Annotated in this window: 21 protein-coding genes and 1 tRNA gene; 12 read left to right on the top strand and 10 right to left on the bottom strand. The window is 65.2% G+C overall.

Annotation, left to right across the window (positions count from 1 at the left end):
• Nucleotides 1–4 precede the first annotated feature (4 nt).
• The 3 genes from VA603_RS13985 to VA603_RS13975 all read right to left on the bottom strand — a co-directional run bounded on the left by VA603_RS13985 (nucleotide 5) and on the right by VA603_RS13975 (nucleotide 2,820).
• Nucleotides 5–1,762: a hypothetical protein gene (locus VA603_RS13985; protein WP_323439209.1), complete on the bottom strand. Its 1,758-nt coding sequence runs from the start codon at nucleotides 1,760–1,762 to the stop codon at nucleotides 5–7.
• A gap of 154 nt (nucleotides 1,763–1,916) precedes the next feature.
• Nucleotides 1,917–2,321, bottom strand: coding sequence for a pilin (locus tag VA603_RS13980; RefSeq protein WP_323439208.1), 405 nt, complete (start codon nucleotides 2,319–2,321; stop codon nucleotides 1,917–1,919).
• Between the two features lie 76 nt (nucleotides 2,322–2,397).
• A complete protein-coding gene (locus VA603_RS13975) occupies nucleotides 2,398–2,820 on the bottom strand; it encodes a pilin (protein WP_323439207.1) in 423 nt (140 codons plus the stop codon).
• Between the two features lie 341 nt (nucleotides 2,821–3,161).
• On the opposite strand from VA603_RS13975, the gene VA603_RS13970 reads away from it, so the two are divergent.
• From VA603_RS13970 to coaE, 3 genes are all read left to right on the top strand, one after another.
• Complete coding sequence (locus tag VA603_RS13970; RefSeq protein ID WP_323439206.1) at nucleotides 3,162–4,418, top strand: type II secretion system F family protein; 1,257 nt, start codon at nucleotides 3,162–3,164, stop codon at nucleotides 4,416–4,418.
• A 3-nt stretch (nucleotides 4,419–4,421) separates the two neighbouring features.
• Nucleotides 4,422–5,288: a prepilin peptidase gene (locus VA603_RS13965; protein ID WP_323439205.1), complete on the top strand. Its 867-nt coding sequence runs from the start codon at nucleotides 4,422–4,424 to the stop codon at nucleotides 5,286–5,288.
• A gap of 67 nt (nucleotides 5,289–5,355) precedes the next feature.
• Nucleotides 5,356–5,970 (top strand): dephospho-CoA kinase, encoded by a 615-nt coding sequence (coaE, locus tag VA603_RS13960; protein WP_323439204.1) that lies wholly within the window; start codon nucleotides 5,356–5,358, stop codon nucleotides 5,968–5,970.
• A gap of 18 nt (nucleotides 5,971–5,988) precedes the next feature.
• Here coaE and VA603_RS13955 read toward each other — a convergent pair whose 3' ends face one another.
• Nucleotides 5,989–7,353: a sensor histidine kinase gene (locus VA603_RS13955; protein ID WP_425603714.1), complete on the bottom strand. Its 1,365-nt coding sequence runs from the start codon at nucleotides 7,351–7,353 to the stop codon at nucleotides 5,989–5,991.
• Nucleotides 7,316–7,993: a response regulator transcription factor gene (locus VA603_RS13950; RefSeq protein WP_132865393.1), complete on the bottom strand. Its 678-nt coding sequence runs from the start codon at nucleotides 7,991–7,993 to the stop codon at nucleotides 7,316–7,318. Before VA603_RS13950 ends, VA603_RS13955 begins: the two co-directional genes overlap by 38 nt.
• A 203-nt stretch (nucleotides 7,994–8,196) precedes the next feature.
• On the opposite strand from VA603_RS13950, the gene VA603_RS13945 reads away from it, so the two are divergent.
• Nucleotides 8,197–8,502, top strand: a complete 306-nt coding sequence (locus tag VA603_RS13945) for a hypothetical protein (RefSeq protein ID WP_323439203.1) — start codon at nucleotides 8,197–8,199, stop codon at nucleotides 8,500–8,502.
• 308 nt (nucleotides 8,503–8,810) lie between these two features.
• Here VA603_RS13945 and rimK read toward each other — a convergent pair whose 3' ends face one another.
• The 3 genes from rimK to VA603_RS13930 all read right to left on the bottom strand — a co-directional run bounded on the left by rimK (nucleotide 8,811) and on the right by VA603_RS13930 (nucleotide 11,773).
• On the bottom strand, nucleotides 8,811–9,686 hold the full coding sequence (gene rimK / locus VA603_RS13940; RefSeq protein WP_323439202.1) for a 30S ribosomal protein S6--L-glutamate ligase: 876 nt from the start codon (nucleotides 9,684–9,686) through the stop codon (nucleotides 8,811–8,813).
• Between the two features lie 79 nt (nucleotides 9,687–9,765).
• A tRNA-Gly gene (locus VA603_RS13935) sits at nucleotides 9,766–9,839 on the bottom strand.
• Between the two features lie 128 nt (nucleotides 9,840–9,967).
• Nucleotides 9,968–11,773: an autotransporter outer membrane beta-barrel domain-containing protein gene (locus VA603_RS13930; RefSeq protein ID WP_323439633.1), complete on the bottom strand. Its 1,806-nt coding sequence runs from the start codon at nucleotides 11,771–11,773 to the stop codon at nucleotides 9,968–9,970.
• 167 nt (nucleotides 11,774–11,940) lie between these two features.
• Here VA603_RS13930 and thiS point away from each other — a divergent pair, with 167 nt between their 5' ends.
• The 4 genes from thiS (at nucleotide 11,941) to VA603_RS13910 (ending at nucleotide 15,690) form a co-directional block, all read left to right on the top strand.
• Nucleotides 11,941–12,141 carry a sulfur carrier protein ThiS gene (gene thiS / locus VA603_RS13925; protein WP_192287470.1) on the top strand — a complete coding sequence of 67 codons (201 nt, stop codon included), beginning with the start codon at nucleotides 11,941–11,943 and terminating at the stop codon, nucleotides 12,139–12,141.
• Between the two features lie 141 nt (nucleotides 12,142–12,282).
• Nucleotides 12,283–13,077, top strand: a complete 795-nt coding sequence (locus VA603_RS13920) for a thiazole synthase (RefSeq protein ID WP_132865398.1) — start codon at nucleotides 12,283–12,285, stop codon at nucleotides 13,075–13,077.
• Nucleotides 13,077–13,811, top strand: coding sequence for a tRNA (guanosine(46)-N7)-methyltransferase TrmB (trmB, locus tag VA603_RS13915; protein ID WP_132865399.1), 735 nt, complete (start codon nucleotides 13,077–13,079; stop codon nucleotides 13,809–13,811). Before VA603_RS13920 ends, trmB begins: the two co-directional genes overlap by 1 nt.
• A 28-nt stretch (nucleotides 13,812–13,839) precedes the next feature.
• Nucleotides 13,840–15,690, top strand: a complete 1,851-nt coding sequence (locus VA603_RS13910; protein WP_313251922.1) for an SLC13 family permease — start codon at nucleotides 13,840–13,842, stop codon at nucleotides 15,688–15,690.
• Between the two features lie 183 nt (nucleotides 15,691–15,873).
• Here VA603_RS13910 and VA603_RS13905 read toward each other — a convergent pair whose 3' ends face one another.
• Nucleotides 15,874–16,227, bottom strand: coding sequence for a Rieske (2Fe-2S) protein (locus tag VA603_RS13905; RefSeq protein WP_132865401.1), 354 nt, complete (start codon nucleotides 16,225–16,227; stop codon nucleotides 15,874–15,876).
• Between the two features lie 176 nt (nucleotides 16,228–16,403).
• Here VA603_RS13905 and VA603_RS13900 point away from each other — a divergent pair, with 176 nt between their 5' ends.
• The 3 genes from VA603_RS13900 (at nucleotide 16,404) to mscL (ending at nucleotide 17,944) form a co-directional block, all read left to right on the top strand.
• Complete coding sequence (locus VA603_RS13900; protein WP_132865402.1) at nucleotides 16,404–16,691, top strand: hypothetical protein; 288 nt, start codon at nucleotides 16,404–16,406, stop codon at nucleotides 16,689–16,691.
• 76 nt (nucleotides 16,692–16,767) lie between these two features.
• The gene (locus VA603_RS13895) at nucleotides 16,768–17,469 is read left to right on the top strand and encodes a fumarylacetoacetate hydrolase family protein (RefSeq protein WP_323439201.1); all 702 of its coding nucleotides are present in this window, start codon (nucleotides 16,768–16,770) and stop codon (nucleotides 17,467–17,469) included.
• A 58-nt stretch (nucleotides 17,470–17,527) separates the two neighbouring features.
• Nucleotides 17,528–17,944, top strand: coding sequence for a large-conductance mechanosensitive channel protein MscL (mscL, locus tag VA603_RS13890; protein WP_132865404.1), 417 nt, complete (start codon nucleotides 17,528–17,530; stop codon nucleotides 17,942–17,944).
• 64 nt (nucleotides 17,945–18,008) lie between these two features.
• On the opposite strand, the gene VA603_RS13885 is transcribed toward mscL, so the two are convergent.
• Nucleotides 18,009–19,001, bottom strand: coding sequence for a hypothetical protein (locus tag VA603_RS13885; RefSeq protein ID WP_323439200.1), 993 nt, complete (start codon nucleotides 18,999–19,001; stop codon nucleotides 18,009–18,011).
• 252 nt (nucleotides 19,002–19,253) lie between these two features.
• Here VA603_RS13885 and VA603_RS13880 point away from each other — a divergent pair, with 252 nt between their 5' ends.
• A complete protein-coding gene (locus VA603_RS13880) occupies nucleotides 19,254–20,681 on the top strand; it encodes a M28 family peptidase (protein WP_132865406.1) in 1,428 nt (475 codons plus the stop codon).
• Nucleotides 20,682–20,784 lie beyond the last annotated feature (103 nt).

Raw genomic sequence — 20,784 nt, 5'->3', positions numbered from 1 at the left:
TCGATCAGGGCGCAATGTTCTCGGCTTTCGCCCTTGCCAACACGAAATCCGCCTGCACGACATGCCCGTCCTTACGCAAGCCTTCCGCCATTCGCGTCACGTATCCCGGGTGCCCCTTGGACTGTTCCACGGCAATGGCCAGCAATCGCATTTCCAGGTCAGGATCATGCCGATAGTCGCGCGCATGTGCTGCGACCTGCACATAGCTGTAGGGAGGCATCACCACCTTGTCGAACATCAGCAGGAATGCGTCCCCCAAGGCCGCATCATCCAACGCCACACCCTTCAAGCGATTATTCAATAGTCCGAACAGCGCCCCGGTCGCCTCCGGGGTAATCGGTCTATTACGCAGACGCTCATGCAGGCGAGACCACCAGTGCGGATTCACCGGCAGGCCACGGCCTGCGTGCATGAGAATCAGTGACTGCTCCGCCAGGATGCTGGCATTGGGCAACTGGGATTCACGCTCGAACTCGCGAACCGCGAAACTGAAAAATGGCGAATCCGCCGAGCCATCTGCCATTTCGTAGTAGCGCACACCAAGCTCGTGCGCCGCGCGAGGCGACTGCGGATTGATGGCTGCCAATTCGGTGGACAACAGCAATCCTTCCCCCCATACCGCCGAGCGTACAGCCCCCAGGAAACCAACCCCGGCAACCACAGCCACAATGGCGGCCACCTTGATGGCAGGCCCATCCTTTACAGGCAAGCGACGAACCAGGTCTGCAAGAGCCAGCAGAACACCCAGCAGGGCGAAGTAGTTGCGGTGCTCGAACACCAACTCAAGCGCAATGACATTGCTGGTAATCAGGTGAGCCGCAAAGAACCACAGCACGCCCAACGCGAACAACGGCGCCCGACGCCGCAGCAAGAACGCCAACAGCAACAAGCCCAGCAGCAACAGTCCGCCCCAGAGCGTCGACAACGGCGACAGCAACGCATGGGACGCCTGCATATCGTCGTAATAGAACGTCATCGTGCCCGGCAGTGGCAGCACCATCTGCCCCAGGTACAACGGCAGCACCCGCAGCTGGGTCAACACCCGCTCCAGTGCGCTGAAGTCGCGAATCGCATAGGCCTCTGCGGCGGCATAGTGCGGCACGACCACGCATGCAAACAGGATTGCCGCCACGGCAACGCCGGCCCCATACCCCCAGCGCCAGAATCGACGCTGCCCCTGCGTCGCGCCCCCAAACTGCAACAGAGTCAGCTCAAGCGCCAGCGCATAGGCAGGCAACAACAAAGCCGTCTCCTTGCTGCCCAGCGCGAACAGCAGCAGTGGAACGCAGGCCAGCAACCACGGCCAGCCGCACCGCCCATCGATCTGCATCACCCGCCCACGCAGATAGGCCAGCAAGGCCATCAACACGAAGGTCAACGACAGCATCTCCATCCGCTGCACGACGTAGAGGACAGTGGACACCTGCAGCGGATGCGTAGCCCAAAGCAGGGCAATTACCCACGCAGAGGGACGCAGCCACGAACGGACGCCCGCAAGTTTCAGCAAGCGCGCGCACAACAGGTACACCAGCATCGCATTGACGAGATGCACCAATAGGCTACCGAACTTCCACCCCCAAGGACTCAGTCCGCCCAGCATATGGCTCAAGCCAAAGCTCGCCATTGCCAGTTGCCGACCGGTACCGCCGGGATCGAAGCTGGTGGCGGCACGCCAGAGGGCGGACCAATCCCCTGCGGCAACATGGATACGCGTGTTGTCCACCAACGCAGGAAAGTCGTCAAACAAAAATGGACCAGACATACCGGGCCAGTACACCAGGCCAGCTAGAAGCACCAGCAACAGAGATGCCGCCAAACGCCCCCCGAGTCCTGCACCCCCCAAAGGCCAAGCCCGCATCATCGAAAGGCTCCCCCTCACTACTTAAGGCCTTGCTCTATCCATGCCAACAACAAGATCACTGACATCCAGAAGGCCAGAGGCCTGAAGGAATAGATGCATCGACCTTGCATACCCATTCACCGGACGCGCTACGCGCCAATTCAATACTTTTCCCCGCGACCTGAGGATTCCCTTTCAGCGTGCAGCGGATAAATCCAGAGTCACCCGGCGCCATAGTCATCGCACAACGTGCCGTACTGGCATTCAGACCGATGTCAGCCAAGGAGAAGGTATCCACGCTTTCCACCAGGACAAATGCCTCGAAGCCTGTTTGCCCCGATCGAATTTCCGCCAATCCGGCTGTAAGTTGAGACTTGGCAACATAGTTCTGATATGCGGGCAGCGCGATCGCGGCCAAGATGGCGATGATCGCAACAACGATCATCAACTCAATCAACGTAAAACCGTGTTGTTTGCTCATTCCACCCTCCCCAGCAGGCAGCACAAAAAGGAAAGGGGCGTTTCCGCCCCTTTCATTCAAATCCCCACAACCCAAATTACGGGCCGGCAGTACAACCAGCCGGCAGGTACTTCGCGTCAACGCCCGAAGTGCAGTTCCAAGCACCGGACGCCGTACGGGTCAGAGCAACATCCAAACCAGCAACCTTCGGGTTGCCCTTCAGGGTGCAAGTGATGGACTGATCGGCATCGTCTTCCCAGTTACCGGCCGGCACGATGTCACAACGTGCCGTGCTGGCGGCAAGACCCAGATCATCAGCCGTGGCGGCGCCAGTCTTGGTACCCGACTGGATGCCCTCTTCAAACGCGGTGATACCACCACGGATATCAGCCAGGCCAGCGGTGACCTGCGACTTGGCGACGTAGTTCTGGTAGGCCGGCAGCGCGATGGCGGCCAGGATGGCGATGATCGCGACAACGATCATCAGTTCGATCAGCGTGAAACCCTGCTGCTTCTTCATGGATACATCCCCTAGAGGTTTGTGATTGTGTTGAACAAGAGTGAACGCCGCACAGGCGACCCCACCCCCTGCGGGGTAATACAAAGCAGGTTGCGTGCCAACTCCACGGCACTCCCCAACTCCCCGCCGGCAATGATGGCATTTGATTCCAGGAATGGAAGCCCCTCCCTGCCACATCTGCCAATCAATGCCCAAAGTGACAAAATTTGTCACTTCCAGACCCGCCATCAACGACTGGCCGTCACAACATCGATTCCCATAGGGTGCCAGCGCGCCAAGAAGCCGCTACCATGCGGCTGTTAGCCCGGCCTGGGGATGGTCCGGGCGGGGAGCCCAAACCGATGTCCGCTACTCGAAGCGCGTTAAAGAACGAGCCGATCGCCCGCAGCACCTCGCAGTTGATGCCCTTCGTCTGGGAGGGCACCGACAAGCGCGGCGTCAAGATGAAAGGTGAGCAGACGGCCAAGAACGTCAACATCCTGCGTGCCGAGCTGCGCCGCCAGGGCATCACGCCCACCGTGGTCAAACCCAAGCCGAAGCCCTTGTTCGGTGCGGCAGGCTCCAAGATCACCGCCAAGGACATCGCGTTCTTCAGCCGCCAGATGGCGACCATGATGAAGTCCGGCGTTCCCATCGTCAGCGCCCTGGAGATCATCGGCGAGGGACAGAAGAACCCGCGCATGAAGAACATGGTCGGCCAGGTCCGTGCCGACATCGAGGGCGGCTCCTCGCTGTATGAAGCCATCAGCAAGCACCCCGTTCAGTTTGACGAGCTGTACCGCAACCTGGTCAAGGCAGGCGAAGGTGCCGGCGTACTGGAAACCGTGCTGGACACCATCGCCAACTACAAAGAGAACATCGAAGCACTCAAGGGCAAGATCAAGAAGGCCCTGTTCTATCCCGCCATGGTCGTGGCCGTCGCCCTGCTGGTGAGCTCCATCCTGCTGGTGTGGGTGGTCCCGCAGTTCGAGGATGTGTTCAAGGGCTTCGGCGCCGAACTCCCTGCCTTCACCCAGATGATCGTCGGGCTGTCGCGGTTCATGGTGGCGTGGTGGTGGTTGATGCTGCTCGTGGCCGCAGGCTCCATCATCGGCTTCATCTTTGCCTACAAGCGCTCGCTGGGCATGCAGCACGCAATGGACAGGCTGACACTCAAGGTGCCGGTCATTGGCCAGATCATGCACAACAGCTCGATCGCCCGCTTCGCCCGCACGACCGGCGTGACCTTCAAGGCAGGTGTGCCGCTGGTGGAGGCGCTGGGGATCGTCGCCGGCGCGACAGGCAACTCGGTCTATGAGAAGGCCGTGCTGCGCATGCGCGATGACGTCGCCGTGGGCTATCCGGTCAACATGGCCATGAAACAGGTGAACCTGTTCCCGCACATGGTGGTGCAGATGACCGCCATCGGCGAGGAAGCCGGTGCCTTGGATGCCATGCTGTTCAAGGTCGCCGAGTACTACGAGCAGGAAGTCAACAACGCCGTCGATGCCCTCAGCAGCCTGATCGAGCCGATGATCATGGTTTTCATCGGCACCATCGTCGGCGGCATGGTCATCGGCATGTACCTTCCTATCTTCAAACTGGCGTCCGTGGTTTAAGCGATGGCATTTCTCGACCAGCATCCCGGCCTCGGCTACCCCGCCGCGGTCGGCCTGGGACTGCTGATCGGCAGCTTCCTCAATGTGGTGATCCTGCGCCTGCCCAAGCGGCTGGAGTGGCAGTGGCGGCGCGACGCGCGCGAGATCCTCGAGCAGCCGGACATCTACGAGCCGCCGCCGCCGGGAATCGTGGTCGAGCCGTCGCACTGCCCGCATTGCAAGCACAAGCTGAGCTGGTACGAGAACATCCCGCTGTTCAGCTGGCTGATCCAGCGCGGCAAGTGCCGCCACTGCCAGGCCCCCATTTCGCTGCAGTATCCGCTGGTGGAGCTGGTCACGGCGCTGTTGGTGCTGGCCAGCGTCTGGCAGTTCGGCTTCGGCTGGCAGGGCTTCGGCGCGATCGTGCTGAGCTGCTTCCTGGTGGCACTGTCCGGCATCGACCTGCGCACGCAACTGCTTCCGGACCAGCTCACCCTGCCACTGATGTGGCTCGGCCTGATCGGCAGCATGGACAACCTGTACATGCCCGCCAAGCCCGCGCTGATCGGTGCCGCGGTGGGTTACCTGTCACTCTGGACGGTGTGGTGGCTGTTCAAGCAGCTCACCGGCAAGGAAGGCATGGGCCACGGCGACTTCAAGCTGTTGGCGGCGCTGGGCGCCTGGTGCGGCGTGAAGGGCATCCTGCCGATCATCCTACTGTCCTCGCTGGTGGGCGCCATCATCGGTTCGATCTGGCTGTACTCCAAGGGCCGTGACAAGGCCACGCCGATTCCGTTTGGCCCCTACCTGGCCATCGCCGGCTGGCTGGTCTTCATGTGGGGCGACCAGATGATTGGCGGTTACCTGCGGCTGTCCGGCCTGCAGCAGTAAGACCACTGTCCATGCGGATGCGGGGACGAGGCCGCGAGGCCACCCCGCTCAACCGAGCCCGTCTGCAATGAGCGATTTCACCATTGGCCTCACCGGCGGGATTGCCTCGGGCAAGAGCGAGGTCAGCCGGCGCTTCGAAGCACTGGGCATCGTCGTCGCCGATGCCGACGTGGCCGCGCGCGACGTCGTGGCCCCCGGCAGCCCCGCCCTGGCACGGATCGTCGAACGTTTCGGCGTCGATATCGTCCAGGCCGACGGCACCCTGGACCGCGCCCTGCTCCGCCAGCGTGTGTTTGCCAACGACGATAAGCGGCGTGCGCTCGAGGCCATCACCCACCCCGCCATCCGCCGGCGCATGATGGACATCTGCTTCGCCGCACCGGGGCCCTATGTGATTGCCGCCATCCCGTTGCTGACGGAGGTCGGAGGCCGTGCCGCCTATCCGTGGCTGGACCGCATCCTCGTCGTGGACACCCCCGTCGCGCTCCAGCATGCGCGCCTGTTGCGACGTGACAACATCAACGCCGAACTGGCGGATCGCATGATCCAGGCACAGGCCACGCGCGAACAGCGCCTGGCGCTGGCCGATGACGTCATCGTCAATGATGGGCATCCCGATGCGCTGCAGGCGCAGGTCGAGGCGCTGGACCAGCGCTACCGCGAGCTGGCCAGCAAACGCTAACGGCCAACCCGTGCCTGATCAGGCGGCGGAGAAACGCAACGTGGCGATCACGCCGCGCTCGCTACCCGGACGGATATCCACCCGCCAACCGTACAACGCGCACAGGCGACTGACGATCGACAGGCCGATGCCCCCACCCTGCGAATGACCGGCATGGGTGCCACGATAACCGCGCTGGAACAGGCTCGCCGCGTCCTCCTCGCTCAACCCCGGCCCGGAATCGATCACCTCCACCGCATCAGCCACCACCCGTACCAGCACCTGCCCCTCCTGGGTGTACTTCACGGCGTTGCCGATCAGGTTGCCCAGCGCGACCGACAGTGCCGATTCCGGCGCATCAACCACCAACCCACGCTCCCCTTCCAGTGCCAGCACCAGCGGTTTGCCACCCAGCTGCGCGCGATGCGCATCCAACAACTGCTCGGCCACCTTGGCCACATTGCTGTTGCCATGGCCACGCTCGTTGCGTGACAGCAGCAACAGCGAACCGATCAGGTCGGTGCATTGCTGTTCGGCCCGCTGGATGCGCTGCAGGCGTTGCAGCACCTTTTCATCAAGCCCCGGGCGCGCGAGCAGCAACTCGGTTGCACCGCGGATGACCGCCAACGGGGTACGCAACTCATGGCTGACGTCGGCATTGAACTCACGGTCGCGCTGGACCACTTCGGTCAATCGCGCCGAATAATCATCCAGGGCCTCGGCCAACTGGCCGACCTCGTCGTCCGGGAAGCGTGGCGCCAACGGCTCGGGATGCTTGTTGTCCCCCCGGTAGGCACGCAGGCGAGCTGCCAGATCCGACACCGGGCGCATGACGCGCGAGGCAGACCACCACCCAAGCACCAGACTGAGCACGGTGAACAGCACGACAGTGACGATCAACAGCCGCAACAGTTTGCTCGCTGCCTCCGCTGCGTCCGTAACGTCATAGCGGATCAGACTGGTAAACGGCGTCCCTTTCGGATCCACGCCTTTACGGATCGCGACCTTGTACACGTGCCAGCTACCGTCAGGCGCTTGCTGCCGGATGTCGTGAACACCATCAGCCAAGTCACGGTAGAGCGGATCAACCTTGTACGCGTTGCTCGGGCTCCATGTCCGCGCATCGAACATCAGGAAGAACACCGCTTCTCCTGGATTGGTTTCAACCTGGGAGACCAGATTGTTGACCTCGCGCTGGAGTGTTCGCTCGATCAGCTGATTCTCTACCCTGGAACGCAGGTTCCAAGCCGCAGCCGCGAACAGCGCGGTCAGGCAAAAGCCCAACAGCACGAATGAAAGGATGATGCGGCTACGCAGGCGGCGGCGATAACGCCCCCGCTTGCGTGTCGGCCCAGGCGCAACGTCCTCAGACATCGGCAACGGCGATGCGGTATCCAATGCCATGGCGGGTCTGGATCATCGGTGCGGCGAACGGCTTGTCCACCACCGCGCGCAGCCCGTGGATATGCACGCGCAGGGAATCCGAATCCGGCAACTCCTCGCCCCACACCCGGGTTTCCAGCTCCTGGCGGGTGACCACGGCCGGCGAGGCTTCCATCAATGCCTGCAGGATCTTCAACGCGGTGGGGTTGAGCTGCAGCAGCTTGCCCTGGCGGCGCACTTCCAGCGTGTCCAGGTTGTACTCCAGGTCGCCCACTTCCAGCACGCGCGTGTGCGCGCCCTTGCCACGCCGCGACAAGGCGTTGAGGCGGACCTCGACTTCCTGCAGCGCGAACGGCTTGATCAGGTAGTCATCGGCACCGGAGTCGAACCCGGCCAGCTTGTTGTCCAGCGAATCGCGTGCGGTCAGCATCAGCACCGGCGTCTGCTTGCGCGCGTCGTTGCGCAGCTTGCGGCAGACCTCGATGCCGTCCATGCCCGGCAGGTTGAGATCGAGCACGATCGCGTCGAAATCATGCACCACGGCCAGATGCAGGCCGGTGACGCCATCGGCCGCGAAATCCACCGTATGACCGCGATCTTCCAGGTAGTCACCCAGATTCGCCGCGATGTCGCTGTTATCTTCGATTACGAGAATGCGCACGTGTGCGGGCACCTTATGTCTTGGAAAGTACAAGCGAGTCCAAAGCCCGCCTGTCAGGAATTACAGCATAGCCATCGTTAACTTCTTACATCTGGCCAAACACGCGCCAAGGTTTCCCGGCCCGGTGCGCCGAGGGTCAGTTGCCGGCCCGGGCGTTTCTCCCCCCAAGCGTGGCATCCATATGACGCTGCGCATCCCGCCGCATGCGTTCGCGCTGGGCCACGGTCGCGCACTGTGACGAAGACATGTTCACCCAATGGCTTTCTCACGACCGCAGACAAGGCGGCTATCTGCACGCGCCTGGTCAGAAAGCTGTTGACCAGCGCCTGATCGTTGAATACCTGCACCCGCTTCTCTTGCGACAGCCCCTCGGCGTTGCCGTCACCGATCGCAGCCGACATGCGATCAAGCGCCTCGACAACGAGCGCCCGATCTGCCGGGGATATCTCGCTATAGACCTCGCCTGCCTGGAGATCGGCTCGCACCTTCTGCTGTTGGTTCTGGAATGAATCACTGGCCCGTAGCGGGAGCTCCGCCTGCTTGGCCAACAGCGCGCCCGGGGCCATCAACAACGCCAGCAGCAACAATGTGCGGGCCATGCCATTTCTCTCCATAGAAGACGCAACTTTAACCCTGCCTCAGGCTTACAACAACAGAAACTATTTCCAATAAAAACAAGGCCCTGGCGAAAACCGCCAGGGCCTGAAAAATTCCCGATCACCGGACCCACTGAGGAGGGCTGGGTACAGTGGAAGCAGGCTAGAACCAAGCGGATTAAAGGGTTGTTAAAACCATGCAAACAAATTGCAGGTGCCCGTCAGCGCTTGAGATTTGCGACGTAATCGATCATCCGCCCGGCGACATCACCGCCGGAAACCGACTCGATGCCCTCCAGCCCGGGGGTCGAATTGACCTCCAGCACCAGCGGCCCGCGCCTGGAGCGGATCAGGTCCACGCCCGCGATGCCGAGCCCCAGCGCCCTGGCCGAGCGCACCGCCACCTGCTGCTCGGCCTTGCTGGCCTGCACCTGCTCGGCGGTGCCACCGGCGTGCAGGTTGGAGCGGAAGTCGCCCTCCTGGGCCTGGCGGCGCATGGTCGCCACGACCTGGTCGCCAACCACCAGGCAGCGCAGGTCCGCGCCCTGCGCTTCGGCGATGAACTCCTGCATCAGGAAGTTGGCATACAGCCCGCGCAGGGCCTCGACCGTGCCCTTGGAGGCGCTGAGCTTCTCGGTGAGGATCACGCCGCGGCCCTGGGTGCCCTCGCTGAGCTTCACCACGTGCGGCGGCGGCCCCAGCATCGACAGCAGGTCGTCGGTGTCGTCCGGGTTGTCGCCGAACACCGTCACCGGCATGTCGATGCCCTTGGCGGCCAGCAGCTGGTGCGCGCGCAGCTTGTCACGCGCGCGCAGGATGGCGTCGGACGGGTTCGGGGTGCGTGCCCCCATCATCTCGAACTGGCGCAGCACCGCCGTGCCATAGCGGGTGATGGAGGCACCGATGCGCGGGATCACCGCATCGAAGCCTGACAGGGGCTTGCCCTTGTAATGCATGTCGAAGCCGCCGGCGGTGATGCGCATGTAGCAGCGCAGCGGGTCAAGGATGCGGACGGTGTGCCCACGCGCACGCGCAGCCTCGACCAGTCGACGGGTCGAATAGAGTTTGGTGTTGCGGGAGAGGATGGCCAGTTTCATCGCAGGGCCTGCATGGAAGGCGTGGCACTTCCCACCCGCCCTTGCGTGATGCCTCAGGCCCATTGCGGCGCCTGGAAAATGGAGCGGGTGAAGGGAATCGAACCCTCGTCGTAAGCTTGGGAAGCTTCTGCTCTACCATTGAGCTACACCCGCGCGGCGTGGCAAGTCTATGCGCCCCTGCCCTCGCAGCGCAACGGTCAATGCGACACGGGCAGGCCGGCTGGCAAAACAAAGGCGGTGCCGCCGGGGCGGCACCGCCTTCCATTCACGGCATCCGTGGATCAGAAGCTGCCGCTGAAGCTGGCGAACACGGTCATGTCACGTGCCGACTTCTGCAGCGTGGTGGTGCTCATGCCGATGTTGCTGTTCAGGCCCCACAGGTTGACCCGGGCACCCAGCACGACGGTGGCGTAATCACGATCAAACGCCAGCCCCGGCACCTTGTAGGTGCCCACGTCGGCCATCGTCTGCAGCCACGCGCTGGCCTGCTTGCCCTTCTCGAACTCGTGGTCGTAGGTAGCCTGCACGTACGGGCGGAAGTTGCCGCCGTCGTAACGCGCCTGCCAGCCGATGCGGCCGACGGTCGAGTCGGCGTCCTGGTCGCCATAGCCCAGCGCGGTGGCGCTGGCGTTGCTTTCGGTGTAACCGTCGAGCTTGACCTTCTGCCAGATCACCGCCGCGACCGGGCCATGACGGAAGCCGCCTTCCTGGCCGAAGTCATAGCCGGCGTTGACCGCCGCCGTCAGGTTGCTGCCGTCCGGCGAGCCCTTGTGCTCACGGGTGGCCGGGCCGAGCTGGACCTTGCGGGTCACGTCGTAGCCCAACCAGCTGTAGCTGAGCTGGCCGTTCACCCAGACCTTGTCGCCGTACCAGCCGGCGAACAGGCCCAGCGTGGTGTCGTCCTGGGTGAAGTCGCCCTTGCTGTTGCCGAAATCGGCGTCCATCCGGCCAAAGCCGGCGAAGCCGCCGAGGACGACGCCGTCGCGGGCCCAGTCGACGCCGAACAGGCCGGCCGGTGCCATGCCGTCGTACAGGTCGGCGTGTGCATACCGCTGCATGTCGCCACGCAGGTTGCCCCACCAGCTCAGGCCATCGGCCGGGCGACCGGCCAGGTGCGTGCCGACCTGGTCGGCACGGGCACGACCGGTGGTCTGCGCCGAGTGGGTCAGCACCTGCTGCAGGCGCGGGGCTTCGATCACCGAGATGGCGTACTGGCCCATGATCTGGTGGGCGGCGGTGCTCGGATGCACGCCGTCGGCGAACACGTAGGTGTTGGCCGCGTTCGGGGCGACCGTGGTCAGCGGGCTGCAGGTCAGCGACGAGACGGACGTGCAGGCCATGCCCGAGACGTTGGTGAACCCGTAGGTGCCCGGGTCGGCGACGATTTCCTGCAGGATGCTGAAGGTATCCACCGGGATCACCTGCAGGCCGGCCTGCTTGAGCCCACCGAACAGGGCATCGTTGTAGGCCTTGGCCAGCGCGGTGCCCTGTGCCATGCCGACCGGACCGCCCGCGCGGGAGGCCGGGGTGAGGCCGATGTCCGGCAGGTTCATCACCATCACGTACTGTGCGCCGGCGGCCTTGAGCGTGCCGACGATGCCGACTTCGTCAGCGACGGCGGCGCCGATGATGGCCTGCGCCTGGGCCGGGGCATCCTGGACGGCGAACAGGTCATTGGCACCGCCCCACACGCTGTACAGGGCGTTCGGATCGGCCTTGCCACCGTTGGCGGCCAGGTAACGGGTCATCTGGCTCTTGAGCGAGGCCACCGGCAGTGCCGGCGTACCCGGGGCCAGGGTGACGCTGCTGTCCACGCCGACGCGCGCGCCACCGATGGCGTAGTTGTCGCCGGTCTGGCCATTGCCGTTGGGGCTGGCATCGGTGCCGAAGTGGTCTGCCACGTAATCCGACCAGACCCAGCCCGGGTTGGTGGTGAAGCGGCCGACGACCGCCGCACTCGGATCCAGTTGCACCAGCACCGGCCGGAAATTGCCGGTGTCGGTCAGGCTGTCACCGAAGAACACCGTCTTGGAGAACGGGGACTGCGCCATGGCCGGTGCAGCGGCCAAGGCAATGGCGACGGCGATGGCCGAGCGCAGCGGGCGGGAGAAGAGGTTCATGGAATGCTCCGTACTGGGGGTAAGCGGCGCATACGCTGCCGCACGTTGTTAGTTTTTCATTCCCTCGTAACAGTCTCACGCTGCGCTGCCGCATGCGGCTGGGCTTTTGCGACGGCTCTGGCGAAAATGGCCGCATGAACATCCAGCTCAATGGCCAGGCCCGCCCCCTTTCCCACCCCCTCACCGTGCTCGAACTGCTGGCCGATGAAGGCCTGGCCGAGCGCCGGGTCGCCGTCGAGGTCAACGGCCAGATCGTGCCGCGCAGCCGGCATGGCGAGCACCTCGTGCAGGACGGCGACCTGGTCGAGATCGTTCACGCACTGGGTGGTGGTTGAGCCAGCCGCCCACGGCCAGGAGCGGCCTCGGCCGCGAAGCCGACGACCACGGTTCCGCATGCAGCACTCCGCGAGGCCCGGCCATCAGCGGTTTCGCGGCCAAGGCCGCTCCTGCCGGGGCTGATGGGTGATAATTCGGCAATGAACGCAAATGCTCCCTCCGATTCGCTGGTCATCGCCGGCAAGACGTACTCCTCCCGGCTGCTGACCGGCACCGGCAAGTTCAAGGATCTGGAAGAAACCCGCCTGGCCACCGAAGCCGCTGGCGCCCAGATCGTCACCGTGGCCATCCGCCGCACCAACATCGGCCAGAACCCCGGCGAGCCCAACCTGCTCGACGTGCTGCCGCCGGACCGCTACGCCATCCTGCCCAACACCGCCGGCTGCTACACCGCCGAGGACGCGGTGCGCACCTGCCGCTTGGCGCGTGAGCTGCTCGACGGCCACAACCTGACCAAGCTGGAAGTACTGGGCGACCAGAAGACCCTGTACCCGGACGTGATGGCCACCCTCAAGGCGGCCGAGCAACTGGTCAAGGACGGCTTCGACGTCATGGTCTACACCTCCGACGACCCGATCCTGGCCAAGCGCCTGGAGGAGATCGGCTGCGCCGCGGTGATGCCGCTGGCCGCGCCGATCGGTTCGGGCCTGGGCATCCAGAACAAGTACAACCTGATCGAGATCATCGAGAACGCCAAGGTGCCGATCATCGTCGACGCCGGCGTCGGCACCGCCTCCGATGCCGCCATCGCGATGGAGCTGGGCTGTGACGGCGTGTTGATGAACACCGCCATCGCCGGCGCCCGCAACCCGGTGCTGATGGCCAGTGCCATGCGCAAGGCCGTGGAAGCCGGTCGCGAGGCCTTCCTGGCCGGCCGTATTCCGCGCAAGCGTTATGCCAGCGCTTCCTCGCCGGTGGAAGGGTTGATCGCCTGATGACCAACCCCTTTGACAGCGCGGGCTCCAAGGCACCGCCCAAGCCCTTCACCGTGACCGAAGGCCGCCGCGAAGTACGCAGCTTCGTGCTGCGCCAGGGCCGCTTCACCCCGGCCCAGCAGCGCGCGTTCGACGAGCGCTGGCCGCGTTTCGGCATCGACTTCAACGGCGAACCGCGTGATCTGGACGCCACCTTCGGCCGTGTCGCGCCCAAGGTGCTGGAAATCGGTTTCGGCAACGGTGCCGCGCTGCGTTACGCCGCGCAGTTCGACCCGTCCAAGGACTACATCGGCATCGAGGTGCACGCCCCCGGCGTGGGCCGCCTGCTCAACGCACTGGCCGACGATGGCGCCGACCACGTCAAGCTCTACCACCACGACGCGGTGGAAGTGCTGGAGAAGGAAATCGCCGACGGCGCGCTGGACGAAATCCGCATCTACTTCCCGGACCCGTGGCACAAGAAGCGCCACAACAAGCGCCGCCTCGTGCAGCCGGCCTTCGCCGCGCTGCTGGTGCGCAAGCTGCGCCCGGGTGGCCTGCTGCACTGTGCCACCGACTGGGCCGACTACGCCGAGCAGATGTGGGACGTGCTCGACGCCACCGAAGGCCTGGCCAACCGAGCCGGCCCCCGCGGCAGCGTGCCGCGCCCGGACTGGCGCCCGCAGACCCACTTCGAGACCCGTGGCCAGAAGCTCGGCCATGGCGTCTGGGATCTGCTCTACGACCGCGCCTGACCGGGACTGCTGAAGGAACCGCCGCCGCATGGATACCGCGCTGACGCTGACGACCGACATGAAGCTCGTGCTCGGGCTGGTCGGCTTCACGATGGCGATGTTCCTGTTCGAACGCATCCGCGCCGACGTGGTCGCGCTGGTGGTGATGGTGGTGCTCGGCGTGACCGGGTTGATCGCACCGGAAGAAATCTTCGGTGGTTTCTCCGGTAACGCGGTGATGAGCATCATCGCCACCACCATCCTCGGCGCCGGGCTGGACCGCACCGGCGCGTTGAACCGGCTGGCCGGCTGGCTGCTGCGGCGCTCGCACGGCGTCGAGAAACGCCTGCTGCTGCTGACCACCGCCACCGCCGGCCTGAACTCCTCGTTCATGCAGAACCCCTCGGTGATGGCGTTGTACCTGCCGGTGGCCTCGCGGCTGGCATCGCGCACGACGCTGACCCTCAAACGCCTGCTGTTGCCGATATCCGCCGCCATCGTGATGGGCGGCGCGCTGACCATGGTCGGCAACTCGCCGCTGATCCTGCTCAACGACCTGTTGATGTCGGCCAACAACAACCTGCCCTCCGGCACCGCGACGATCGAGCCCTTGCGGATGTTCGCGCCGCTGCCGATCGGCGTGGCGCTGGTGATCGCCTCGCTGGCCTATTTCCACTTCTATGGCAGCCGCAAGCTCCGGGAGGAGGAGGGCAGCGAAGGCGACGATGCGCAGGCGCCGGCACGCACCGAGAGCTACTTCGCCAAAGCCTACGGCATCGAGGGCGACGTGTTCGAGTTGCTGGTCACCGCCGAGAGCCCGCTGGTCGGCATGACCGTCAGCGATGCCGAGAACCTGTTCGATGCACCGTTGCTGCTGGCCCTGAAGACCGGCGACGACACCCGCCTGGCACCGCCGGCGGACATGCGCATCTGGGTGGGCAGCGTGATCGGCGCGATGGGGCCGCGGCAGCAGGTCTCGGATTTCGCGCAGAACCAGTTCCTGCGCATGTCCTCGCGCCTGAAGCAGTTGGGCGACCTGTTCAACCCGGCGCGCGCCGGCATCTCCGAGGCCGTGGTGCCACCGACCTCGCGGGTGATCGGCAAGACCGCCGGCGAGCTGCGCCTGCGCAAGGAGCGTGGCATCAGCCTGCTGGCGATCAACCGCGACAAGCAGGTCATCCGCGAGGACGTGCGCAACACGCCGTTGCGCGCCGGTGACATGCTGGTCTTCCACAGCATCTGGCAGGACCTCGCCACCGCCGCGGGCAGCCGTGACTTCGTGGTGGTCACCGACTACCCCAAGGGCGAGCAGCGTCCGCACAAGTTCAAGATCGCCATGGCGATCTTCGCCATCACCATCATCATCGCGCTGACCTCGCACCTGCCGGTGGCGTTGACCCTGCTCATGGGCGTGGCCGGCATGCTGCTGACCGGCGTGTTGCGCATGGACGAGGCCTACGCGGCGATCAACTGGAAGACCATCTTCATGATGGCCGGGCTGATCCCGCTGGGCTGGGCGATGGACAGCAGCGGCGCGGCGGCCTGGATCGCCGGCCACACCATCGACAAGCTGCCCACCGGCATCCCGGTCTGGGCGCTGGAACTGGCACTGGCCCTGCTGACCACCGCGTTCTCGCTGGTGATCAGCCACGTCGGCGCCACCATCGTCATGGTGCCCATCGCGGTCAACCTGGCGCTGGCAGCCGGCGGCAACCCCACCGCGTTCGCGCTGATCGTGGCGTTGTCGGCGTCCAACAACCTGATGACCGCCTCCAACCCGGTGATCTCGATGGCGATGGGCCCGGCCAAGTACACCCCGCGCGAGATGTGGCGCGTCGGCGGCCCGCTGTCGCTGCTCTACACGATCATCGTGGTGGTGATGATCAACCTGATGTTCTGAAGCGACGCGCGGCCGTCCAGGCGCTCCTGGCGGCGAAGCAACCGATGGCTCCGTCCGTAGGAGCGCGGCTGGCGCAGCACGTGCCATCGTCAATCACGATGCGGAACTTGCATTCCTGCCTGCGGGCCAGCAATTCAATACGTGTGTGACAAGCGCCGACGGACCTGGCGACTTACACCGCTTCTACGCACCGGCCAACAGCACCCGTCCGTCACGCACTTCAACGGGTACCGCGCGCAGCGAATCGCCCTTGCACGGGCCGGCCACGCAGATGCCGCCTTCCAGTTCGAACGAAGCACCGTGCACGGCGCACACCAGGTGTCCCTCGCGGCTCTTGAGGAACTGCCCCGGCGCCCAGTCCAGCGCGCGACCGGCATGCGGACAGACGTTCAACCAGGCACGCACCTGCGCGCCATCGCGGTACAGCACCAGGGTTTCGGCATCCCCTTGCAGGGTGGCGGTCACCGCGTGGAAACCACCATCGGGCAGGTCATTGAGTTTTGCCAATTCAGTTTCGGGCGAGGATACGGAAGACATCTGGAACACCGGCGCGATTCGAACCGCGATTGTCGCACGCAGCCATCCAGACCATGACCAAGCTGACCGGAACCATTGTCCGGATGACATATTCAGGCAAGAATTAACGACAACTTCACGCATTACCCCGCATCGCCGCCGATACTCGCCGGCAGCCAAACGGTCACACCCCTTTCATGCGCATCCGTTACGTCCAGTTCTCCAAGCTCCGCAACCTGTTCGAGCCGCGCAAGCCGCGCAACCCGCTCGTACGGATTGCACTCGGCCTGCTAGGCCTGGCCATCCTGGCGGTGCTGGTCGTGGCCGGCGTGTTTGTCGGTGCCGCGATGATCCTCGGCGGGATCGCCTGGAAGCTGTTGGCAGCACGCAAGCGCCGCAACGCCGGCAAGGCTGACCCGTCGGTGGTCGACGCCGAATACCGCGTGGTGCGCAAGGCCGCACTGCCGCACAGCACCGGCGCCTGAGTTCCCGGCCCCGCTGCAGCACTTGGCCGGGCACAACTCCGCTAGACTTTCGCGTCGTTTCACCTGGACGCGAACCATGACCGACCTGATCCCCACCCCGACCCTGCCCCGTGTACCTGTGGCCGGCGGCAGTACGTTCCCGGTACGCCGCATCTATTGCGTGGGCCGCAACTTCGCCGACCATGCGCGCGAGATGGGGGCCACGCCCGCTGCACCGAGCGACCGCGGGCAGCCGATGTTCTTCATGAAGCCGGCCGATGCCATCGTCACCGGCGATGCCGAAGTGCCCTATCCGCCCGCCACCGCCGACCTGCACCACGAGGTGGAGCTGGTCGTGGCGCTGGGCAGGGATGCACCGGCCGGCGTGCTGCCGGTCGACGCCGCACTGTCGCTGGTGGCCGCCTATGGCGTGGGCCTGGACCTGACCCGTCGTGACCTGCAGGCCGCGGCCAAGGCCAAGGGCGGGCCCTGGGACATCGCCAAGGGGTTCGATCATTCGGCGCCGGTCAGCACGCTGGTGCCGGCCGACCAGGTGGGCCCGCTGGAAGCGGTGCGCCTGTCGCTGGAGATCAACGGCCAGGTGCGCCAGCAATCCACCCTGGACCAGATGATCTGGAACGTCCCGGAGATCCTGCACGAGCTGTCCAAGCTGTACGCACTGCGTGCCGGCGACCTGGTGTTCATGGGCACGCCGGCCGGCGTGGCCGCACTGCACAAGGGCGACCGCTTCGATGCACGGCTGGGTGACATCGCCCGCTGCCAGGGTGTGATCGCCTGACGACATCCGATGGAGTAGGCTGCGCCAGCTCCCCCATCCGTACGAACAGGAGAACTTCATGGGAATGATTAGCGAGTTCAAGGAATTCGCCATGCGCGGCAACGTCATCGACCTGGCGGTCGGTGTCGTGATCGGCGGCGCGTTCGGCAAGATCGTCACCTCGCTGGTGGACAAGGTGATCATGCCGCCGATCGGCTGGCTGATCGGCAACGTCGACTTCTCGGCGCTGGCCTGGACCCTGGCCCCCGCCAAGATCGGTGCCGACGGCAAGGAGATCCCGGCGGTGGTGATCGGCTACGGTGATTTCATCAACACCCTGATCCAGTTCATCATCGTCGCCTTCGCCATCTTCATGCTGGTCAAGGTGGTCAACAGGCTCTCGCGCAAGAAGGAAGAGGCCCCGGCGGCACCGGCCGAGCCGTCCGAGGAAGTGCTGTTGCTGCGCGAGATCCGCGACAGCCTCAACAAGCGCTGAGGCGCCCCGGGCGTTGATGCAACGGCCGGAAGGACTTCCTTCCGGCCGTTTTCGTCTGCGCCGATCAGAAGGTCAGCATCGCCGAGAACTGGGGGCTGACGAACGACGCGCTGTTGCGCCCGCCCGGCAGCGACATCTCGGCCCCGAGCAGGAAGCCCACCCGATCACTGTGGATGTATTCGATGGCCGGTGCCGCGCTGAAACTGCGGCTGCGTGGGTCGGTGCGACGCTGCCCCTGGACGCAACGCCCCTGCGCAGGGGCATGGCACCCCTGCAACACCGCGCGCCCGTCGCGTGAGGCGGTGACGTCCAACGCCAGTGCCCAATCCGGGCTGAGGCTGTATTCGAACCCCACCGCGGCGCTGGTGTTGCTGCCGTGGCGCATCGCGCCGCGGAAGGCATCCCCGGTACCAAACACGCTGGTTCCCTCCACGTCGACGCGGCCAGGCGACGGACTCCAGCCCACCTGCCAGCGCCACCGCAGCGTGTGGCCGTTGGACATCGGCAACCATTGCTGGCCCACCAGGGAAAGAGCGGTGCGCCTTGCGCCGTTGCCACGCCCATTGAGGGCATTGCCGCCAAGCTCGTCGTAACTGCCCGTGGCCAGCGTCTGGCTCACCTGGGTACTGATGACCATGTCACCCGTCGAAGCCGCCCGTGGGCGCAGCACGTAGTTGAGCTTGAGCGTGCTGTCGCCGAAGCGCAGCCCATCGGCGCGCTGCTGGCCGATGCGTGCCCGCCCGGCACTGAGCGAGAGCTGCCCGGTGAGCCGCTCACTGATGCCATAACCGGCCAGCAGGTTCAGCTGCAGGTCGCTGCCGTGCTCGCCCAACCCGAAGCGATTGCCCTGACCATCGTAGTACCCGCGCTGGCGCGTGTTGATCAGATAGGGCTGCAGATAGAAATGCCCGGGCGTATAAGCCGCCGGGTTGGAGGTGATCAGTGGCCCGGTGAAACGGGCCTGTTGGGAATCCTGCGGTGACTCCTGGGCCAGGGCCACCGCCGGCATCAGGGCCATCGAGAACAACGGGGCTGCCATCCTGTGCTGCCACTTCATGCTTGCTCCAGCTACGCGCTCATCCACCCCATCGGTGGTCGCGTAGGCTCGCCCGCGGACATGGCGCGGCGCAGCGGGAAAACTCCTGAAGTCTGGCTCATCCGCATCTGCGTAGCGAACGTTCTGGGCAGCGGTTCACATCGTGACGCTCCAACTGCGCCAGGCAGCGCCGCCATCCCCCCCCCAACCGGCACATTCGGCGGCCGGATCACGCTGCTAAAGTCAGTGATTCTTTACCTCGGAGCGGAACCCATGCGTCGCACTGCCCTCGCCCTTGCCACCTTGCTGTTGTGCGCCACGGCCGGCGCGACGAACGCCCCCGCCCCGACCCGCATCCCCGATGCGGCGATCAGCACCGCCGCGCAGCTGCGCGAACAGGCGCTGGCCGACACCACCGGCTGGCAGGTGGTGGAGTCGTTGACCACCGAAGTCGGGCCGCGCATGGCCGGCAGCGAAGCCGATGCCCGTGCCGTGGAATGGGCCAAGGCCAAGTTCAAGGCATTGGGTTTCGACAAGGTCTGGACCGAGCCGGTCACCTTCCCGAAGTGGGAGCGTCGCAGTGAACACGCCTCGGTACTCGGCGCGCATCCGCAACCGCTGACCATCACCGCCCTGGGCGGCAGCCCGGCCGGAACGGTCGAAGCCGAAGTAGTGCGCTTCGAAGGCCTGGATGCCCTGAAGGCCGCACCGGAAGGTTCGCTGGCGGGCAAGATCGCCTACGTCGACTTCACCATGAACCGCAGCCGCAGTGGCGAGGACTACGGCATCGGCGGCACCGTGCGCAGCCGCGGCCCGTCCGAGGCCATCCGCAAGGGCGCGATCGGCTACATCATGCGTTCGGCCGGCACCGATTCGCACCGCATGCCGCATACCGGCATCACCCGCTTCGATGAAGGCCTGACGCCGGTACCGTCGGCCGCGCTGTCCGGCCCGGATGCAGACCAGCTCAACCGGCTGGTCGCGCGCGGTGCCACCCGCATCCGCATCGCGCTGGATTGCGGCTGGGATGGCAGCTACACCTCGCAGAACGTGATCGGCGAGATCACCGGCCGCAGCCTGCCCAAGGAAGTGGTGGTGATCGGCGGTCACCTGGATTCGTGGGACCTGGGCACCGGCGCGATCGATGACGGCGCAGGCGTCGGCATCACCATGGCGGCCGGCCACCTGATCGGCCAGCTCAAGCAGGCGCCCAAGCGCACCATCCGCGTCATCGCCTTCGCCAACGAGGAACAGGGGCTGCACGGTGGCAAGGCCTACGCTGCCGCGCGCGTGCAGGCCGGCGAGATCGTGCAGCAGCACATCGCGGCCGAAAGCGATTTCGGCGCGGGCCGCATCTATGCGTTCAACACCGGCTCGGGCAATGCCGAGGGCTCGCGCGAGGCCACCCGCCAGATCGCCGAAGCACTGGCACCGCTGGGCATCGAGTACCAGCCGGGCAAGGGCGGTCCGGGCCCGGATGTCGGCCCGCTGGCGGCCAAGGGCGGCGCCTGGGCCTGGCTGGCGCAGGACGGGACCGATTATTTCGACCTGCACCACACCCCGGACGACACCCTGGACAAGATCGACCCGAAGGCGCTGGCGCAGAACGTGGCCGCTTACACCGTATTCGCCTACCTGGCCGCCGAATCGGAAGGCAGCTTCGGCAGCGAGGCCAAGGACGTGGTGCCGCCGCGCGAGTGATCGCCCGGGCCGTGACCGGAAAGGCGCCGCAAGGCGCCTTTTCGTTGCACGGGGTGCCGAGCCGTGCCCGGCAGGGCTATTCCCTGCAAGGCCTCAGTGGAGC

It is taken from the genome of Stenotrophomonas capsici (assembly GCF_034961085.1).
In the GTDB taxonomy this organism is placed as follows: Bacteria; Pseudomonadota; Gammaproteobacteria; order Xanthomonadales; family Xanthomonadaceae; genus Stenotrophomonas; species Stenotrophomonas capsici.
Note: the sequence above shows the minus strand (reverse complement) of the source record. Positions and strands in the feature narration are given on the sequence as shown.

Excerpts from the sequence above, each read along its gene's own strand:
- VA603_RS13975 (WP_323439207.1), bottom strand. The coding sequence starts at position 2,820 with ATGAAGAAGCAGCAGGGTTTCACGCTGATCGAACTGATGATCGTTGTC.
- VA603_RS13910 (WP_313251922.1), top strand. The coding sequence starts at position 13,840 with ATGGATACCGCGCTGACGCTGACGACCGACATGAAGCTCGTGCTCGGG.
- VA603_RS13955 (WP_425603714.1), bottom strand. The coding sequence starts at position 7,353 with ATGGCATTGGATACCGCATCGCCGTTGCCGATGTCTGAGGACGTTGCG.
- VA603_RS13905 (WP_132865401.1), bottom strand. The coding sequence starts at position 16,227 with ATGTCTTCCGTATCCTCGCCCGAAACTGAATTGGCAAAACTCAATGAC.
- VA603_RS13980 (WP_323439208.1), bottom strand. The coding sequence starts at position 2,321 with ATGAGCAAACAACACGGTTTTACGTTGATTGAGTTGATGATCGTTGTT.
- VA603_RS13985 (WP_323439209.1), bottom strand. The coding sequence starts at position 1,762 with ATGTCTGGTCCATTTTTGTTTGACGACTTTCCTGCGTTGGTGGACAAC.
- VA603_RS13895 (WP_323439201.1), top strand. The coding sequence starts at position 16,768 with ATGACCGACCTGATCCCCACCCCGACCCTGCCCCGTGTACCTGTGGCC.
- VA603_RS13885 (WP_323439200.1), bottom strand. The coding sequence starts at position 19,001 with ATGAAGTGGCAGCACAGGATGGCAGCCCCGTTGTTCTCGATGGCCCTG.
- trmB (WP_132865399.1), top strand. The coding sequence starts at position 13,077 with ATGACCAACCCCTTTGACAGCGCGGGCTCCAAGGCACCGCCCAAGCCC.
- VA603_RS13920 (WP_132865398.1), top strand. The coding sequence starts at position 12,283 with ATGAACGCAAATGCTCCCTCCGATTCGCTGGTCATCGCCGGCAAGACG.
- VA603_RS13965 (WP_323439205.1), top strand. The coding sequence starts at position 4,422 with ATGGCATTTCTCGACCAGCATCCCGGCCTCGGCTACCCCGCCGCGGTC.
- rimK (WP_323439202.1), bottom strand. The coding sequence starts at position 9,686 with ATGAAACTGGCCATCCTCTCCCGCAACACCAAACTCTATTCGACCCGT.
- VA603_RS13880 (WP_132865406.1), top strand. The coding sequence starts at position 19,254 with ATGCGTCGCACTGCCCTCGCCCTTGCCACCTTGCTGTTGTGCGCCACG.
- VA603_RS13970 (WP_323439206.1), top strand. The coding sequence starts at position 3,162 with ATGTCCGCTACTCGAAGCGCGTTAAAGAACGAGCCGATCGCCCGCAGC.
- mscL (WP_132865404.1), top strand. The coding sequence starts at position 17,528 with ATGGGAATGATTAGCGAGTTCAAGGAATTCGCCATGCGCGGCAACGTC.
- VA603_RS13945 (WP_323439203.1), top strand. The coding sequence starts at position 8,197 with ATGCGTTCGCGCTGGGCCACGGTCGCGCACTGTGACGAAGACATGTTC.
- VA603_RS13900 (WP_132865402.1), top strand. The coding sequence starts at position 16,404 with ATGCGCATCCGTTACGTCCAGTTCTCCAAGCTCCGCAACCTGTTCGAG.
- coaE (WP_323439204.1), top strand. The coding sequence starts at position 5,356 with ATGAGCGATTTCACCATTGGCCTCACCGGCGGGATTGCCTCGGGCAAG.
- thiS (WP_192287470.1), top strand. The coding sequence starts at position 11,941 with ATGAACATCCAGCTCAATGGCCAGGCCCGCCCCCTTTCCCACCCCCTC.